Here is a 16,852-nt window from a genome sequence, read left to right on the forward strand (position 1 = left end):
AATCTTCACCAACTCCCCATTTTTCTACTTATCTAAGCCTAATTCTGCTAATATTTGCCGTTTGTAGGCAATCTTTTGGACTTCCTTGTCTTCGTCTTCAGACCAATCTAGTTTAATTTCTGAAACAATTTGCCCAGGGCGATTTTTCAAGATATAAATGCGGTCGCTAAGATTGAGGGCCTCTTCGATACTATGCGTGATGATCAAGGTCGTCAGCTGCAACTGCTTGTGAATCTCCAGATACCAAGCGTGGAGTTCCATCTTGGTCATCTCATCCAAGGCACTAAAGGCTTCGTCAAGAAGAAAGAGCTTGTGCCCGAAAAGGTAGGTCCGGAGCAAGGCCACACGCTGACGCATCCCACCGCTAAGTTCATGAGGATACTTATCCCGTATAGCAGTCAGCTGGAAGGTCGCAAGGATGTCATCCGCTCGGGCAACGGCTTCCGCCTTATCGACCTTTTGAATCAAAAGGGGCAGGATAATATTGCCAAGGACTGTCTTGTGTTCCAAGAGGAGATCCTTTTGTAACATATAACTCACGCGCCCCTTAGGATTTTCCTCGCCATCAAGGATAATTCGCCCAGACTGGACTTCTAAAATCCCAGCGATTAGGTTAAAGAGGGTGGTCTTTCCAACACCACTAGGTCCCAAGATAGAAACCACTTCACCTGACTTCACCTGCAAGTTGATGTCCTCTAAAATCTTTTCATCGCCATAGGCATAGCTTACGTGTTCTAGTCTAATTTCTGTCATTATTTTACAAATTCATTAGTGAAACCTTTGTCTGTCAAGTCTTCTTTAAGGATACCATTTTCTTTATCCCATTTGTAGAAGGCATTCCAGCGAGCTGCATCAAATTGTCCCCATTTTTCCTTGTCGCTTGCATATTCTTTTGACAAGTATTTTTGAGATTCGATGACAAAGTCACGTTTTCCTTTGAGTTCAGGTGCATTCTTGATGAGGATATCTGCCGCTTCTTCTGGATGTTCCATGGCATATTGGTAGCCTTTTTTAATAGCTTGGATGACTTTACGTGCTTCTTCTTTGTTGCCTTTGAGATAGTCGTTGTTAGCGATGATTACTGGTGAGTAGTAGTCAAACTCCTTGACATAGTCTTTCAAGTACATGAAGTTAGCATCTACACCCTGAGATTTGGCAAGGATACCATCCCAACCGTAGTAAATCCAAGCAGTGTCAAAAACGCCATTGGCAATCGGTGTGATGGAGTTGGAGTCGTTGTTTGGTACTTTTTCGACCTTCTCAAAGTCTCCGCCTTGTGATTCTACCAAGGTTTTCAACATAGCAAGCTCAGTCGGGTCATTCCAAGTTCCGTATTTCTTCCCAACCAAGTCTTTTGGGCTGCTGACATTGTCAGATTTACGTGAGATGATCCCTGATGTATTGTGCTCAACGATAGCGGCAACGGCAGTGATTCCTGCCCCTTTTTCCAATTTCTTAGCCATGTAGTCTTGGAAATACACTGCAAATGGTGCCTTACCATTGATCACCAAGTCAGATGAGCTTTCTTCTGGTGGCAATTTCAAGTCAACATCCACTCCAGCTTCTTTGAAATAGCCTTTTTCCTTTGCTACATAAAGTCCTGTGTGGTTGGTATTTGGCGTCCAGTCTAGGATAAAGTCAATCTTCTTGACTTCTGCCTCTTTGTTGCTGTCCTTAGAAACAGTTCCTTGTCCACAAGCCACAAGCACGACAGCTACAAGAACTGTTACAATCGTTAAAAACACTTCCCATGTTTTCTTCATTTTCATTTCCTCTTTTCTTTTTCTCAAACGTCTTCTATGGACGTTTCCATTTAATCACATATTTCTCACTGATATCGACCAACTTCATCCCTAGAAGACTGATAAGCGATACCAGAATAATAATTGCAAACATGGTATCATACTGAAACAGTTTTTTTGACTGAATCATATAAACACCAAGACCCTCAAAACCTCCCAACCACTCAGATACCACGGTTGTGATAAAGGCGTAGGAGACACTGACTCTCAGACCTGCATAAAAGTAAGGCAGGCTAACCGGGATTTTAAAATGCCACAGGATTTGCCAAGGCTTGGCTCGCATCAGACTAAACAAGGTCAGCATATCCTTGTCACAATGTCTAAAACCGTCCAAGATACTGACAATGATAGGGAAGGTTGTCGTCAGAATAATCAAGACAATCTTGGGCAAAATCCCATAACCTAGCCACAAGACCAAGATAGGAGCTATCGCAATGGTCGGAATGGTCTGGATAACCACCATCATAGGGTAAATCAGATCATTAAGCCAAGTCAGACTATCCATGAGCACAGCCATGAGACAGGCAATCAAAACTCCCAAAATTAGACCTAGTAAAGCCACTCTCAAGGTCGCCCAGCTATGGTGCCAGAGAAATTCTCTGTCGCGAACAAAGGCCTGGAGAATTTCAAAAGGAGTTGGCAGGATAAACTTGGGTAAAAGTTTGAATATTCCCGCTAACTGCCAGACCGACAAGACTCCGAGAAATCCCAAAAGACTAATCTGTCGTCTCATCATACTTTTCAAGTTTCTCATCAATGCTTAAAATCTCTCCCACATTTATTTTGACATTGGCAAAGACATTATCTGCCTCCTGCCCGGCCACTTCAAGCGCTTCTTTGAGAATGCGCATAAGCTCATCAAACTCCCCTTCCAAGACCGTTTCAAATGGTGTCACCACCATGGTCACGGACTGAGCTTGCAGATAAGCAATCACTTGATCGATAATACCAATTCGATCAATCCCCTGTGATAAGGGCAAAACTTGCAAGGCAATGCTTGCTTTCATAAAAACCTCCTTTTCTCAGGTTTCCTTTTGACAAAAAGAAAAACCTTTCCCATATATACGGAAAAGGTGCAGAATTCGACTAAGTATCCTTCCCTACGCTGGCATTACCCAGATCAGGTGCGGTCGAAGTTTAACACTTCCTCTCAGACTGTACACAGACTCCCGTATATTATATGGACATATGATAACGCAAAACAAGTAAGATGTCAAGGAAACTGCTTACAGAAAACCATGAAAAAGAGTTTGAAGGCAAATGCTTCAAACTCTTTCATAACTTTCTTATTTAGCCTCGTACCAGGTTGCTCCTTCATTCTCATCAGCAATGAGTGGGACACTGAGCTGGATGGCTTCTTCCATGGTTTGTTTCACTAGAGTTTTGACGGCTTCTAGTTCTGATTTTGGAACCTCAAGGACGATTTCATCATGCACTTGCAAGAGCATCTTGGTCTGATAACCACCCTCAACTAGAGCTTTGTCTAGCTGGATCATAGCAATCTTGAGAATATCTGCTGCTGAACCCTGGATAGGAGAGTTGATGGCAGTCCGCTCTGCAAAACCACGAATGTTGAAGTTACGTGAATTGATATCTGGCAACTCACGACGACGCTTGAAGAGAGTTTCTACATAGCCCTTATCACGCGCCTCACGCACCACTTCATCCATGTAGTTTTTAATACCTGGGAAGCGTTCAAAATAGGTATCGATGTAGGCTTTAGCCTCTTTACGGCTGATGCCCAGATTATTAGACAAACCAAAGTCTGAAATCCCGTAAACCACTCCAAAGTTTACTGCCTTGGCATTACGACGGTCGTTTGGAGTCACATCCTCAGGACGTTCAATTCCAAAGACCCGCATGGCTGTCGAGGTATGGATATCTGCTCCCTCTTGAAAGGCCTTAATTAGGTGCTCATCCTTGGAAATATGAGCCAAAACGCGCAATTCAATCTGCGAATAGTCGGAGCTGAGAAGGACACTATCCTCCCACTCAGGGACAAAAGCCTTACGAATGAGACGGCCTTGTTCCAAGCGAACAGGGATATTTTGCAAGTTTGGATCCACACTAGACAAACGCCCAGTCTGAGTCAAATCCTGCACATAGCGCGTGTGGATCTTGCCATCATCCAAAATCCAGTCTTGCAAACCAATCACATAGGTAGACTGAATCTTAGCAATTTGACGGTAATCGAGGATTTTCTTGACGATTGGTGCAATAGGAGCTAGTCGCTCTAGCACATCCACGGCTGTCGAGTAACCTGTCTTGGTTTTCTTGGTGTATTCTAGAGGAAGACCGAGCTTTTCAAAGAGCAGTACCCCCAACTGTTTAGGGGAGTTGATATTAAATTCCTCACCAGCCAGTTCGTAAATCTCTTGGGTGAGTTGCTCAATGACGACCTCATTTTCAGCCTGCATCTCAAGCAGGGTTTCTTTTTTGACCTTGATCCCAGCAATTTCCATCTTAGCAAGGACAAAAGCCAGAGGTTGCTCCATGTCATAGAGAAGGTCTAACTGCCCATGTTCACTGAGTTTTTCAAGTAAAACCGGCTCTGTTTCAACCAATACAGCAACCTTGCGAGCCAAATGCTCCAAGAATTTCTCTCTCTCAGGGATAGCTTTCTTGACCCCCTTACCGTAGAAAGTCTCATCATCAGCCAGATAAGTCTGGCCATAGAGATTCGCAATAGTTGAGATTTCATTGTTCTCGACTGTTGAGAGTAAGTATTTTGCCAAACGGCTGTCAAAAGCAGGAGCCTGCAGATTCAAACCCAAGCGATTTAAAAGAACCTTCGCTTTCTTAAAGTCATACACTTTCAGAGGTGTTTTTTCTAAAAATTCCTTGAGAATCGGCTCCTGCAAGAGCTCAAGTTTGTCTGTAGCGTAAAGTTTATCCCCACAAGACCAAGCAAAACCAACCAAGTCATCTGTATGGTAGTTCTCACCAAAGAGTTCAAAGTGGAAGATAGAGTCTGCGCTCAGCATGTCTTGACTGACGTGGTCAACGATAGTGAAATCCAATCTTTCAGGAGCATCCGTTGATGACACATTTAAAGCTTGCTTGAGCTGTTTGAAGCCCATCTCATCGTAGAATTTCCCGAGATTTTCCACATCTGGGCCATTATAAACCAAATCATCAAGTCCAATCTCAATTGGTGCATTTGTCTCAATGGTCGCCAAGGTTTTAGACAAAAAGGCTTGTTCCTTGTCATTGATGAGATTTTCCTTCATCTTAGAAGCCTTCATCCCATCGATATTTTCATAAATACCCTCTAACGAACCGTGTTCTAGCAAGAGCTTGATACCCGTCTTTTCACCGATCTTAGTGACGCCAGGGATATTATCAGACTTATCCCCCATAAGAGCCTTGAGATCTATAAACTGAGCTGGTGTGAGGCCCATTTTTTCCATAAGATAGTCTGGCGTAAAGGCCTCAAACTCAGCCACACCTTTCTTAGAAATCTCGACAACCGTATGCTCATCCGTCAACTGGATCAAGTCCTTGTCTCCGCTAACGATTGTCACATCAAAAGAATCCTTCTCAGCCAAACGACCTAGGGTCCCGATGATATCATCAGCTTCATACTGGGCCAACTCATAATGGCGAATCCCAAGATGGTCTAACAACTCACGAATGAAGGGAAATTGCTCACGAAACTCATCTGGAGTTTTAGCACGGCCACCCTTGTAGTCTGCATACATCTCTGTTCGGAAAGTCGTCTTACCTGCATCAAAGGCTACCAAAACATGACTAGGCTCAACCCGCTCTAAGACATGATTCAACATGAGTTGAAAACCGTAGATCGCATTGGTATGAAGGCCATTAGCATTTTTAAATCGATCCAGCTGCTGATAAAGCGCAAAAAAAGCTCGAAAGGCAACAGAAGATCCATCAATTAATAATAATTTTTTCTTGTCCATACACCCATTATAAAGGAAAGCGAGGAAAAATACCATCGGAAAGAATAGGCAAATGGTAGTGAAGCCCTCTTTTTTATATTCTTTCTAGATTCTAGCTCCATTACTATCCACTCGATAGCCATCCACAGTGGTATTCACTGCTAAAGCCCCTGAAGCATTGACGTAGTAATACTTTCCTCCTACTTGGAACCACTGGCTAGACTTCATAGCCCCTGAACTCTCCAAATAATACCATGTTCCATTTTCCTTGAGCCATCCTGTCTGCATCTCCCCTGATGCCTTTAGATAGTACCAATGCGAACTAGCCTTCACCCAACCTATTGACATGCTTCCATTGTCTTTAAGATGATACCAACTGCCATTTATTTTCTTCCAACCAGTTGCGAGTTTCCCGTTCTCACGGTAATTCCAAATACCGTTTTGCTTCTTCCAACCATTCTCCACCGATTCTGTTTCCATATACTGGACGTATCTCCTCGTTCCACTATAGGATAGGTAGCTGAGCCACTTATAACCATCCTTTTCAAGAACCTGGTCATAGCTTACACTCTCACCAGCATAATAGTAATCAATAACCTTTCCTGTACTTGACGGTTGGTCCATAATAGGTGATTTCCCCGTGAATACTATTGTCCCGCTGGACGGAAGCTCTGAGTTACGATAACCCTCACTCACACTATAGTTAGCGGATAAATCCCTGAAATGAATGAAACCTGTCATCGAACTAGCCTTGACTTTTCGACGGTTATACTTTTCTCGAACCCCATAGTTATACTCTTCGATTTCAATCGTATCCCCTGATACATTTGATACCCAGGCCACGTGCCCATAATAACCTTCTGTCGACCAAGCAATAGCTCCAACTTCTGGCTTAGTATCCACACGGTAGCCTTCTCGCCTTGCACGGTGTCCCCATTCATTTGCATTTCCGTAGGCAGGAGGAATCTCAAAGCCATTTACACTACTCAAACGAAAGGCCGCAAAAGAGGTACACTGGCGAGAATACATCCGCCACTGATCGATTTCAACACTACCATTTTTGTAGTGAAGTGGATAGTCATCTCCACGCGCTACACTGTCGGCTTTAACCGATTCCCCACCAAACAAAAAGGTACTCGTAACGAGCAAAGTAGCCAGCCCTACACTCAACTGAGTACATCTACTCTTCTTAACTCCTGATTTAAAAAACGTCATTCATTCTCCTTAATAATATAAATTTCCGAGGTTCCCCTCCTTTATACTATTCGGGAGAAAAAGAAAAAAGTGAGCAAAGCTCACTTCATTTTAAGATTCTTGGTCTAGATAGCGAATCAAGTTCTTTTCTGTCAAGATATCTGAGTAGGTGAAGGATTCGACATAGACATTGGCCTGTTTGTCTCCCTCAACATCCCCAAATTCAACGATAAATAGAGATGGATAAACCTCAATTAGCTTACCCAATCTATTTTTTTGGCGCTTACGACCATTCTCCAAAGTCATTTCAACGACTTGTCCCTCATGTGCCTTGATCTCTTCTTTGATTTTTTTCATCTTGGCTACATCTGTAAATGCATCTGACATTTTATGCCTCCCTCTTTGAGATACTTGAAAATTTATTGTATTCTTTTTGGAAAATCAATTCCACCGTTCCACGAGCTCCACTACGGTTTTTCTCGATGATAACCTCTACCTTGTTATTTGGAATTCCTTCCTCTTCTTCACCTGCACGATCATAGTAGTCGTCACGGTACAGAAAGGCTACGATATCCGCATCCTGCTCGATAGAACCCGATTCACGAATATCAGACAAGACTGGCCTCTTATCCTGACGCTGTTCCACACCACGAGATAACTGACTGAGAGCAATGACTGGAACCTTTAGCTCCTTAGCTAGGATTTTCAACTGACGAGAAATTTCAGAGACTTCTTGTTGGCGGTTCTCACGACCAGTCCCTGTAATAAGCTGTAGGTAGTCTATCAAAATCAAGCCTAGATTGCCTGTTTCTTGAGCCAGTTTACGTGAACGCGAACGAATTTCCGTGATCCGAATCCCTGGCGTATCATCGATATAGATACTCGCGTTGGCTAGGTTCCCTTGAGCAATGGTATATTTTTGCCACTCCTCATCAGTCAATTGACCAGTACGAATAGAATGAGACTCCACCAAACCTTCTGCTGCTAGCATACGGTCTACTAGGCTTTCTGCACCCATTTCCAGTGAAAAGATGGCTACCGTCTTGTCCAACTTGGTCCCGATGTTCTGAGCAATATTCAAAGCAAAGGCCGTCTTACCAACCGCTGGACGCGCCGCTAGGATAATTAATTCCTCCTCATGGAGACCTGTCGTCATATGGTCCAAATCACGATAGCCTGTCGCAATACCTGTGATATCCGTTGTTTGTTGTGACCGAACTTCTAGATTCCCAAAGTTGATATTTAGAATATCTCGTATGTTCTTGAACCCACTACGATTGGCGTTTTCGCTAACATCAATGAGCCCCTTTTCAGCCTGAGCAATGATTTCATCTGCAGGCTTAGAAGCCTCATAGGCTTGGTTGACAGAGTCTGTCAACTTGGAAATCAAGCGACGTAGCATAGCCTTTTCAGCTACGATTTTAGCATAATATTCCGCATTAGCTGAAGTTGGTACAGAGTTGACAATTTCAACAATGTAAGACAAGCCACCAATATTTTGGAGATCCCCTTGACTATCCAAAATCGTCCGAACTGTCGTCGCATCAATCGCTTCCCCACGATCCGACAAATCTACCATCGCTTGGAAAATCAACCGATGAGCATACTTAAAGAAGTCACGAGAATCAATGTATTCTCGGACAAAAACGAGCTTACTCTCATCTATAAAAATAGCCCCCAAAACAGATTGTTCTGCCAAAACATCCTGAGGTTGAACTCGCAGTTCCTCTACTTCTGCCATCCGACTTTCCTTCCTTTTACAATCTTGTCAAGAAGTTGTAAACTTAACCTTCTTTTACACGAAGATTGATGACACTTGTAACATCTTGATAGATCTTCACTGGTACATCAATCAAACCTACTGCTCGAATTGGTGCTTGCACTTGAATATTGCGTTTGTCAATCTTGATACCAAATTGCTTTTGCAATTCTTCTGCAATTTTCTTGTTAGTGATGGAACCAAATGTACGGCCATCTGGTCCAACCTTTTCAACAAACTCTACAACCGTTTCTTCTGCTTCAAGCTTAGCTTTGATGGCTTTTGCTTCAGCAATCATTTCAGCATGAGCCTTTTCTTCTGATTTTTGTTTTCCACGCAACTCACCCACTGCTTGAGCAGTCGCTTCCTTGGCCAAATTCTTTTTAATCAGGAAGTTTTGAGCGTAGCCAGTTGGTACTTCCTTAATTTCGCCTTTCTTCCCTTTTCCTTTAACATCTGCTAAAAAGATTACTTTCATTCTTCTTTCTCCTTTTCCTTTAGTTCTTCCAAGATTAGTTGAGTCAATTTTTCTCCTGCTTCCGACAAACTCATATCCTCGATTTGCGCGGCAGCTAGATTAAAGTGACCTCCACCACCCAGCTCTTCCATAATGCGTTGGACATTGATTTTACTACGACTTCGAGCCGAGATGGAGATAAATCCTTGTGTATTTTTTGCCAGAACGAAACTAGCCTCAATACCAGACATAGCCAACATAGCATCAGCAGCCTTACTGATAACAACTGTGTCATAAGACATTGAGTCCCTAGCTTGGGCAATCAAGATATCTGAACCTAACTTACGACCTTGTAAAATGAGTTCATTTACCTCACGGTACTCTTCAAAATCTGTCGCAGCAATCTCCTGGATTGCGATGCTGTCACTTCCACGTGTTCGGAGGTAGCTAGCAACATCAAAGGTTCGACTCGTCACGCGAGATGTAAAGTTTTTGGTATCCAGCATCATACCAGCCATCAGTACACTGGCCTGCATACGACTTAAACGATTCTTCTTAGAATTTTGGAACTGAATCAATTCTGTGACCAACTCACTCGCACTACTTGCTCCACTTTCGATATAGGTGATTACAGCATTCTCTGGGAAATCCTGATCACGTCGATGATGATCAATGACAATGGTTTGCGTGAATAGATCATAAAAACCTTTGGACAAGGTCAAAGCTGTCTTCGAATGATCCACTAGAATCAACAAAGAGCGTTTGGTAACTAGCCTCATCGCATCAGACAGAGGTAAGAGCTTAGTAACACCCTCTTTTTCCAAGAAGTTAACAGCCCGCTTGATATCTGGCGACATATGGTCTGCATCGTAGACAGCATAACTGTTCTCAATAATATTACTTGCAAACAACTGCATACCAACAGCAGAGCCTAAAGCATCCATATCTAGATTTTTATGACCGACTACAAATACTTGGTCTACACTGCGAATTTTATCTGAAATAGCTGTCATCATGGCTCTGGTACGTGTACGAGTACGTTTGATAGACGCAGCAGTTCCTCCACCGAAGTAAACTGGATTCTTGGTTTCGTTATTTTCCTTGACCACCACCTGGTCACCACCGCGAACTTCTGCTAAGTTCAAGTTGAGCAAGGCAATTTTCCCTATCTCTTCATGGTTTCCATCACCATAAGAAAATCCCATACTTAAAGTTAGGGCTAGCTGCCTCTGTTTTGATTCTTCTCGGAAAGTATCAATAACAGAGAATTTATCATTCATCAATTCCTCTAGTACTGTGTAATCTGTGAATACATAAAAACGATCCATCCCCACACGACGAGAGAACATAGCATACTTACTAGCAAATTCTGAGACAAAATTGGCTACAAAGCTATTGATATGGCTGATATCAGAGTCAGATGTCGCATCCTCCAAATCATCATAGTTATCTACCGAGATGACCCCAATCACTGGTCGACTCGTTACCAATTCAACAGTTGCTTCGTATTCCCCTGAAACGTCAAAGAAATAAAGGACACCCGAAGCCTTGTCCATATGAACGGCATATCGTGTTTCCCCCAAGGTAGCGTAAGAACCAGGGGCCCCCACAGAAGCCTTGATAATGGTTTGAATTAACTCAACATCAATTTCGCCTTCTTCAGTAGTCAAAATCAGCTCAGCATAGGGATTGAACCATTCCACTTCTCCAGTAGATAAGTCTAATTTCAGAACACCAACCGGCATTTGTTCGAGTAGCGTGTTTAAGCTATCTTCCGCTTGATGATTTACGTATTGGATTTGTTCAATTTCGCTCTTTTCATACTGTTTTTTTTGCCAGATGAATAAAAGCAGATAAAGAAGTACAAATAAAAACAAGACACTGATTGTTACAACATGATTTTGTGAAAAAATAATCAGCATTGTTACGGTTCCGAAAGTTGCAATCCCTAGTAGAATCGCAGAATTCGGAGTTAAATTATTTTTTTTCATTCTAAACCTCTTGCGCATTATTATATCACAAATGCCCTTAAAAAGCGACCTTTAAAGAGAGAGTACTGCTTTTATTATAGCAAGATTCTCTCAAAAACCATATATAAAAAAGGAGAACAAATACCTCGCTCTCCTTTTTCCTCATCAGTGCTGAATCTTCCGCCTAGATTAAATTATTCACCTAATTCTAGTCGAATTTCTTTTAGACGCTCCTGCGCCTGTTTCACAATTGATTCTAAAATAGCCTTACATGGCTTGATGTCTTTCACCAAACCCGCAATTTGTCCGCTCATCATTGAACCATGAACTGTATCACCTTCATAGACAGCTTTAGATAGAGAACCGATCGTAATTTCTTCCAGTTTCTCTCGGTTTGTACCTTTCTGCTCTAATTCAATATAGTGATCTGTCATCTCATTGCGAATACAACGAACTGGCGCTCCCGCAATGCGACCTGTAACCGCAGTCGCTGTATCACTTGCCGCCAAAATAGCTTCTTTATAGGCTGGAGAAATTGGACATTCTTCTGAAGCAAGAAAAACTGTTCCCATTTGAACTCCTTGTGCACCTAGGGCAATCGCAGCAGCCAGCCCTCGGCCATCTGCCACACCTCCGGCAGCAATGACCGGAATTGATACCGCATCAACGATTTGCGGGATAAGAGCCATTGTATTGGTCTCTCCGATATGCCCACCAGCTTCTGAACCCTCAGCGATTACAGCATCAACTCCCAATTCTTCCATTTTTTGAGCATGCTTGACACTGGCAATAACTGGAATAACCTTGATTCCTGCTTCTTTCAAGTAAGGCATGATATGCTTAGGTGTTCCTGCACCTGTAGTTACCACCGGAACCTTTTCTTCGATGATAACAGTTACAATATCCTTGATGTTTTTCATCATCAACATAATGTTGACACCAAAAGGCTTATCTGTCAACTTTCTCAATTCACGAATTTCTTCTCGCAACTGCTCTCCAGTCATACCACCTGACGCAATAATTCCCAGACCTCCAGCCTCAGAAACAGCTGCTGCTAATTGATAGTGCGAGATTTGAGCCATGGCCCCTTGGAAAATTGGATATTGAATCTGTAAAAGTTTTGTAATTGACATATGAGTCCTCCTTTTATTTTCTGTTGATTCTTGTTGGCAAATGGATGCATAGTGCACCAATATCCCCGTCAACAAGAAAATGTTACATTTGTCTCCTCATATTCTGTTATCCTAAAAAATCTGGCTTACGATCCTGCTGATCTGTAAAAGGAATAAGTGGGGGGCGAGAACGTAGAACATAATCTACAAATTCCTTCCCATCCTTGTCAAACTCTACCACCGCGAAAAATTGATCATGATAAAAGAAAAACTTGTAATGATTCTCAAAAGCCTGACGCAACCATTTCTCTTTGGCTAAAATGGATTTCATAGGATAATCATCAACTGCTGGAACCCAGAGAGGATTTCGATGAACATGTGATAACATCAAGTCCCCCATATGGATCATCGTATCTTTCCCCTGTTTGAGCAAGATAATACTGTGGCCATTGCTGTGACCACTTGTGTGAATCATTTGGATTTCTGGAATGACATTGATATACTCTGAGAAAGTCGTCACCTGATCTTGAATCGGTTCCCAATTCTCTCTCAGATAAGTTCCTCGTGTTCGATTATTAGGGTTTCTCATCTCATACCATTCGACATCATTCACAATAATCTTAGCGTTTGGATACTTGGAAACCAACTCTCCTTGATCATTCACACGCGTCAAGCCACCAGAATGATCATGATGCATATGTGTCATCAGCACGATGTCAATATCTTCAGGCGATAGTCCTAAAAGAGATAAACTTTCTTCTACCCGACTTTCAGTTAAGATTCCTAAGTTGCGCCTTTGTTTATCAGATAATTTTGCTGTATCAAAACTTGCATCTATCAAGTAATTTTTACCCTTGTACTGGATCAAAATAGGATCCGTCAATTCTGCCATCATATTAGCATCATTTGTTGGGTAGTAACGAGACCACACAACTTTCGGAACCGGACCAAAAAGAGTCCCTGCATCCGTCAATTTATCGGCTCCACGTAGCCATGTCAGTTTCATATCATGAAATTGATATTCCTGTAAGGTGAGTTCTGCCATGCTTTACTCCTTTATCCATTGGGCTGCTATTCTTTTACGAATCGAATCCCCAGATTTTCCATAGATTTCAATCGTTTTGGCATCCTTTAGATAACGGTCTATGGGGATGTCATCCAAGGTTTGAAGAGGTCCAATTAATCTAATAATTTCCTCAGAAATCTCAATTGCTACTTTTGTCGTATAAAGTTTTATCTGAGATACAAAGAGAGAATCCTCCTTCATCCTGTCCTTGTAGGAAGCAAAGTAAGATTCAGCTGCACACAGCTTAGTATACAAGTCTGCGAATTGATGTTGATAGACTGTCGCATCGATTAATGGTTTCCCAAATCTTCTTTTGACCTTTACAAAAGCCAGACCTGTTTCAAAAGCTCCCTCAGAGATACCAATAGAGATTGCGCTTAATCCTAGCTGTAATTTTTTGATAATATCATTTAACTGAGTTTCCCCATTTAGCGTCAATCCTAGCAGACTATCTTCTGGCAATATGACCTGATCAAAAGTTACCGAATTCACAGGCAAACCCTGTAAACCAGGTTTTGCAATATCATCTCCAAAAGCAACTCCCGGTCGAGTCGTATCAACAATGAAAAATCCGTATCCATCTTCTCCGTTAGCTTCCTGAACCTTGGCTAAGATTAACAAAATATCTGTATAGCGGCAATTTGATACAATTGACTTCTTCCCAGTTAAAGACCAACCTGTTTCTGTTTTCCTTGCAGTTGTTGCAATAACCTCCAAGCTGTCCATCAATTTTCCTTCAGAAAATCCCAAGCCAGCTAAGATTTCTCCCCTTACTAATGGTTCTACATAACGCGATTTTTGTTCCTGACTCCCATATCGTAAAATAGGATAGATACCATAACATGCCTGAGTTAGTAGAACAGCAGAAAAAGCAGGAAAATCTTTTGAAATCAAGCGAATAAAGGTTAAAAACTCGGTTCTCAAAACAGAATCTTGACTATCTAAAAGCAAGGAAAAGATATCAAATTGCTCAATAAACTGATAAAGTAATTCTCTAGGGAACTGTTGTTCATCCTCATGAGACTTGAGATAGTCCCGAATCAACACTTTCACGTCTGCCTTCAATTCTCGTGCCAGCACGTCATTATAGGTCATCGCATTCACCTCATCTTAGTTGTCAGAAAACGGTTGGTAATAATCTTTCAACAATTCTTCATACACATAAGACTCTACTTCATTGTAGGAGTTTTTATAGGGCCTACAAAACCAAATATTAAATGGAATCGGATCCTTGAATCTAACCGCCTTAAAACGACTCTTATCCACAAAATATTCAACCGGTCTTGGCAAAAGGGCAATCAAATCTGTCTGATGAGTTGATTCAACTAGGAAGTCCCAAGTAGAGGAAAGATAAGCAAATTTAGCCTCAATTCGTTGTGAACGAAGTTTTTCTGTCACTAAATCATAAGTCGTAAATGTTTTGTTGAAGGTTGCCAATTCATAACCAGCAATATCAGACCATTCCAACAAGCTTTTCTGAGCCAGCGGATGATCCTTATCCATATAAGCAACGTATTCATCCAATTGAATGATATGTTGTTCATATTTTTTAGCATCCAGGCTCGTAGGCTCTATCAGAATAGAGAGATTCAAATCTCCATCAACCATTTTTTGACGAATTTCCTTCCCTCCACCTTCCGTAACCTGGATATGGATATGAGGATTATTTTTCAGAAAATGAGGCAAGGCACTAGCAAAATAAACTCGTAAAATCAAGGACGGAATACCAAAATTAATGGTGCCTTTTTGCTTTTGAGCTTCTATATGGATCATGGAAAGCATTTCTTCATGTCGATTCACAATCTCGGTCGCATAACGATAAATTTTGCGTCCCGCCTCTGTTAAACTTTCTAATCTTCCATTCTTGCGATTGAATAATTGAACCCCTTCAGCTGCTTCAAAATTTGTCACAAATTGACTCAAGGCTGATTGACTAATGTGAATCTTCTTTGCAGCAATGGAAAGGTTGCATCCGCATTCTATGATATTGATGAAATAGTTCATTTGGATAATATCCACTTACCCATCACCTAGCTTTCCTTCACTATTTTAGTAGATCAATTAGACAACTATTCTAGTGTTTGATAGTTGTCTACTGACTTTTTATCGAAATAACATTTTGAATACTCCATTTAATGTTGTATATAAATCGCTTACAATACTATCTAGTTTATATCATAACACACTGAGTAAAAAATAGCTCTTTTTTTTGCTTAAATCGGCATCGTCTTTAAGTCTTCTGAGACAATGACTTCCCCAGCTGTTTTTTCAAGAACTTCTTCTAATGTCACACCAGGAGCCAGCTCTTTCAACAGGAATTTACCATCTTTGAATCCAAAAACAGCTAATTCTGTGATGACAAGATCCAATACTCCTTTAGCTGAAAGTGGCAAGGTACACTCTTTCAACAACTTAGATTCTCCATCAGCAGTTGTATGTTGGATAGCCCCGATTACGCGCTTAGCTCCTACCAATAAGTCCATTGCGCCACCCATACCAGGAGCAAATTTCCCTGGGATAATCCAGTTCGCAATGCTTCCATCTTGGCTGACTTCAAGGGCTCCAAGAACGGTTGCATCCACGTGTCCACCACGAATAATGGCAAAGGAAGTTTGTAGATCAAACAAGGCTGCTCCTGGCAACAATGTAATAGGAGCTCCACCAGAGTTCGCTAAATTGGCATTATAGTTGTCCTTGGTAGGTGTTTCCCCAAATCGAAGAGCGCCATTTTCTGCCTGTAAAATAACATTTACACCTTCAGGAATGTAATCAGCAGAGGCATTTGGAATCCCAAAACCAAGATTGACCACATCTCCATCTTTAAATTCAAGTGCTACACGTCTTGCGATAATCTCTTTTGCTTTCATTTTACTTCACCCCCGCCAGTTTCTTTGTCTCTGTCCACAGATCTCCCATCATCTGATGATGCTCTTGTGGTGTCAATCCTTGAACGACATAGTCAACTAGGATACCAGGGATGTAAATATCATTTGGATCAATTTCTCCGACTTCAACCAATTCGTTTGTCTCAACAATAACTGTGTCAGCTGCTAGAGCGAGTTGAAGGGAGATGTTTTTAGTAGTCCCATCCAGATAAAGGTTGCCATACTTATCAGCCTTTGTAGCTTTAATCAAGGCAACATCAATCTTCAATGGATCATAAATCAAATATTCTTTTCCATTTCGAGTCACTTTTTCGTGTTCATCTTCAAGAATTGTTCCTACACCTGTTGGTGTTAAGACTGCTCCAAGGCCCGCGCCCGCAGCATGCAAGCGTTCTACGACAGTTCCCATCGGAGTGAACTCCACTTTCATGGCTCCCGAGAAATAATCATGCTGAGCAGCAGCGGATGTCCCTACATGGGCTGCAATGTACTTTGTAACCTGATGGTTTTCACAAAGTCGACCAACTCCAACTTCCTTACCGGGTTGAGAGGTTACAACAGACACCAAGGTCAAATCTTGCTGGTTTTGACGAACCAGTTCCTCAATTAACTCAAGTGGCTCTCCCACTCCGAGAAAACCAGAAATACCAACTTTATCTCCTGAATGAATCAAAGAAATAGCTTCAGACAATGTTACAACTTTCATAA

At 41.8% G+C, this 16,852-nt stretch carries 16 protein-coding genes and 1 riboswitch; all 16 genes read right to left on the reverse strand.

The window, feature by feature from the left end:
* Positions 1–24 precede the first annotated feature (24 nt).
* The 16 genes from MK405_RS06940 to MK405_RS07015 all read right to left on the reverse strand — a co-directional run bounded on the left by MK405_RS06940 (position 25) and on the right by MK405_RS07015 (position 16,850).
* Complete coding sequence (locus MK405_RS06940) at positions 25–753, reverse strand: ABC transporter ATP-binding protein (protein ID WP_268704635.1); 729 nt, start codon at positions 751–753, stop codon at positions 25–27.
* Positions 753–1,763, reverse strand: a complete 1,011-nt coding sequence (locus MK405_RS06945) for an ABC transporter substrate-binding protein (protein ID WP_268704636.1) — start codon at positions 1,761–1,763, stop codon at positions 753–755. Before MK405_RS06945 ends, MK405_RS06940 begins: the two co-directional genes overlap by 1 nt.
* Positions 1,764–1,797: 34 nt before the next feature.
* On the reverse strand, positions 1,798–2,556 hold the full coding sequence (locus tag MK405_RS06950) for an ABC transporter permease (RefSeq protein ID WP_268704637.1): 759 nt from the start codon (positions 2,554–2,556) through the stop codon (positions 1,798–1,800).
* Positions 2,519–2,809: a thiamine-binding protein gene (locus MK405_RS06955; RefSeq protein WP_000647686.1), complete on the reverse strand. Its 291-nt coding sequence runs from the start codon at positions 2,807–2,809 to the stop codon at positions 2,519–2,521. The genes MK405_RS06950 and MK405_RS06955 overlap by 38 nt, the downstream gene beginning before the upstream one ends.
* A 73-nt stretch (positions 2,810–2,882) precedes the next feature.
* Positions 2,883–2,985, reverse strand: a riboswitch (TPP riboswitch).
* Positions 2,986–3,088: 103 nt separating this feature from the next.
* Positions 3,089–5,722 (reverse strand): DNA polymerase I, encoded by a 2,634-nt coding sequence (gene polA / locus MK405_RS06960; RefSeq protein ID WP_268704638.1) that lies wholly within the window; start codon positions 5,720–5,722, stop codon positions 3,089–3,091.
* Between the two features lie 84 nt (positions 5,723–5,806).
* The gene (locus MK405_RS06965; protein WP_268704639.1) at positions 5,807–6,916 is read right to left on the reverse strand and encodes an N-acetylmuramoyl-L-alanine amidase family protein; all 1,110 of its coding nucleotides are present in this window, start codon (positions 6,914–6,916) and stop codon (positions 5,807–5,809) included.
* 90 nt (positions 6,917–7,006) lie between these two features.
* Entirely contained in the window at positions 7,007–7,282 is a 276-nt protein-coding gene (locus MK405_RS06970; RefSeq protein ID WP_001278166.1) for a Veg family protein, read from the reverse strand.
* Position 7,283: 1 nt separating this feature from the next.
* Positions 7,284–8,636: a replicative DNA helicase gene (gene dnaB, locus MK405_RS06975; RefSeq protein WP_007520930.1), complete on the reverse strand. Its 1,353-nt coding sequence runs from the start codon at positions 8,634–8,636 to the stop codon at positions 7,284–7,286.
* Between the two features lie 43 nt (positions 8,637–8,679).
* Positions 8,680–9,132 carry a 50S ribosomal protein L9 gene (gene rplI / locus MK405_RS06980; protein WP_000864211.1) on the reverse strand — a complete coding sequence of 151 codons (453 nt, stop codon included), beginning with the start codon at positions 9,130–9,132 and terminating at the stop codon, positions 8,680–8,682.
* Positions 9,129–11,102 (reverse strand): GGDEF domain-containing protein, encoded by a 1,974-nt coding sequence (locus tag MK405_RS06985; protein ID WP_268704640.1) that lies wholly within the window; start codon positions 11,100–11,102, stop codon positions 9,129–9,131. Before MK405_RS06985 ends, rplI begins: the two co-directional genes overlap by 4 nt.
* 173 nt (positions 11,103–11,275) lie before the next feature.
* Positions 11,276–12,256, reverse strand: coding sequence for a nitronate monooxygenase (locus tag MK405_RS06990; protein WP_268704672.1), 981 nt, complete (start codon positions 12,254–12,256; stop codon positions 11,276–11,278).
* 64 nt (positions 12,257–12,320) lie between these two features.
* The gene (locus tag MK405_RS06995) at positions 12,321–13,238 is read right to left on the reverse strand and encodes an MBL fold metallo-hydrolase (protein WP_033584696.1); all 918 of its coding nucleotides are present in this window, start codon (positions 13,236–13,238) and stop codon (positions 12,321–12,323) included.
* A 3-nt stretch (positions 13,239–13,241) separates the two neighbouring features.
* Positions 13,242–14,354 carry an acyl-CoA dehydrogenase family protein gene (locus MK405_RS07000; RefSeq protein ID WP_268704641.1) on the reverse strand — a complete coding sequence of 371 codons (1,113 nt, stop codon included), beginning with the start codon at positions 14,352–14,354 and terminating at the stop codon, positions 13,242–13,244.
* 15 nt (positions 14,355–14,369) lie between these two features.
* Entirely contained in the window at positions 14,370–15,278 is a 909-nt protein-coding gene (locus tag MK405_RS07005; protein ID WP_000351428.1) for a LysR family transcriptional regulator, read from the reverse strand.
* 194 nt (positions 15,279–15,472) lie between these two features.
* Positions 15,473–16,126 carry a 3-oxoacid CoA-transferase subunit B gene (locus MK405_RS07010; protein WP_000644731.1) on the reverse strand — a complete coding sequence of 218 codons (654 nt, stop codon included), beginning with the start codon at positions 16,124–16,126 and terminating at the stop codon, positions 15,473–15,475.
* 1 nt (position 16,127) lies between these two features.
* Positions 16,128–16,850 (reverse strand): CoA transferase subunit A, encoded by a 723-nt coding sequence (locus tag MK405_RS07015; RefSeq protein ID WP_000869893.1) that lies wholly within the window; start codon positions 16,848–16,850, stop codon positions 16,128–16,130.
* Between the last annotated feature and the right edge of the window lie 2 nt (positions 16,851–16,852).

Source organism: Streptococcus oralis, assembly GCF_026782345.1.
GTDB lineage: Bacteria > Bacillota > Bacilli > Lactobacillales > Streptococcaceae > Streptococcus > Streptococcus oralis_CK.

Excerpts from the sequence above, each read along its gene's own strand:
- MK405_RS06940 (WP_268704635.1), bottom strand. The coding sequence starts at position 753 with ATGACAGAAATTAGACTAGAACACGTAAGCTATGCCTATGGCGATGAA.
- MK405_RS06945 (WP_268704636.1), bottom strand. The coding sequence starts at position 1,763 with ATGAAGAAAACATGGGAAGTGTTTTTAACGATTGTAACAGTTCTTGTA.
- MK405_RS06950 (WP_268704637.1), bottom strand. The coding sequence starts at position 2,556 with ATGAGAAACTTGAAAAGTATGATGAGACGACAGATTAGTCTTTTGGGA.
- MK405_RS06955 (WP_000647686.1), bottom strand. The coding sequence starts at position 2,809 with ATGAAAGCAAGCATTGCCTTGCAAGTTTTGCCCTTATCACAGGGGATT.
- polA (WP_268704638.1), bottom strand. The coding sequence starts at position 5,722 with ATGGACAAGAAAAAATTATTATTAATTGATGGATCTTCTGTTGCCTTT.
- MK405_RS06965 (WP_268704639.1), bottom strand. The coding sequence starts at position 6,916 with ATGACGTTTTTTAAATCAGGAGTTAAGAAGAGTAGATGTACTCAGTTG.
- MK405_RS06970 (WP_001278166.1), bottom strand. The coding sequence starts at position 7,282 with ATGTCAGATGCATTTACAGATGTAGCCAAGATGAAAAAAATCAAAGAA.
- dnaB (WP_007520930.1), bottom strand. The coding sequence starts at position 8,636 with ATGGCAGAAGTAGAGGAACTGCGAGTTCAACCTCAGGATGTTTTGGCA.
- rplI (WP_000864211.1), bottom strand. The coding sequence starts at position 9,132 with ATGAAAGTAATCTTTTTAGCAGATGTTAAAGGAAAAGGGAAGAAAGGC.
- MK405_RS06985 (WP_268704640.1), bottom strand. The coding sequence starts at position 11,102 with ATGAAAAAAAATAATTTAACTCCGAATTCTGCGATTCTACTAGGGATT.
- MK405_RS06995 (WP_033584696.1), bottom strand. The coding sequence starts at position 13,238 with ATGGCAGAACTCACCTTACAGGAATATCAATTTCATGATATGAAACTG.
- MK405_RS07000 (WP_268704641.1), bottom strand. The coding sequence starts at position 14,354 with ATGACCTATAATGACGTGCTGGCACGAGAATTGAAGGCAGACGTGAAA.
- MK405_RS07010 (WP_000644731.1), bottom strand. The coding sequence starts at position 16,126 with ATGAAAGCAAAAGAGATTATCGCAAGACGTGTAGCACTTGAATTTAAA.
- MK405_RS07015 (WP_000869893.1), bottom strand. The coding sequence starts at position 16,850 with ATGAAAGTTGTAACATTGTCTGAAGCTATTTCTTTGATTCATTCAGGA.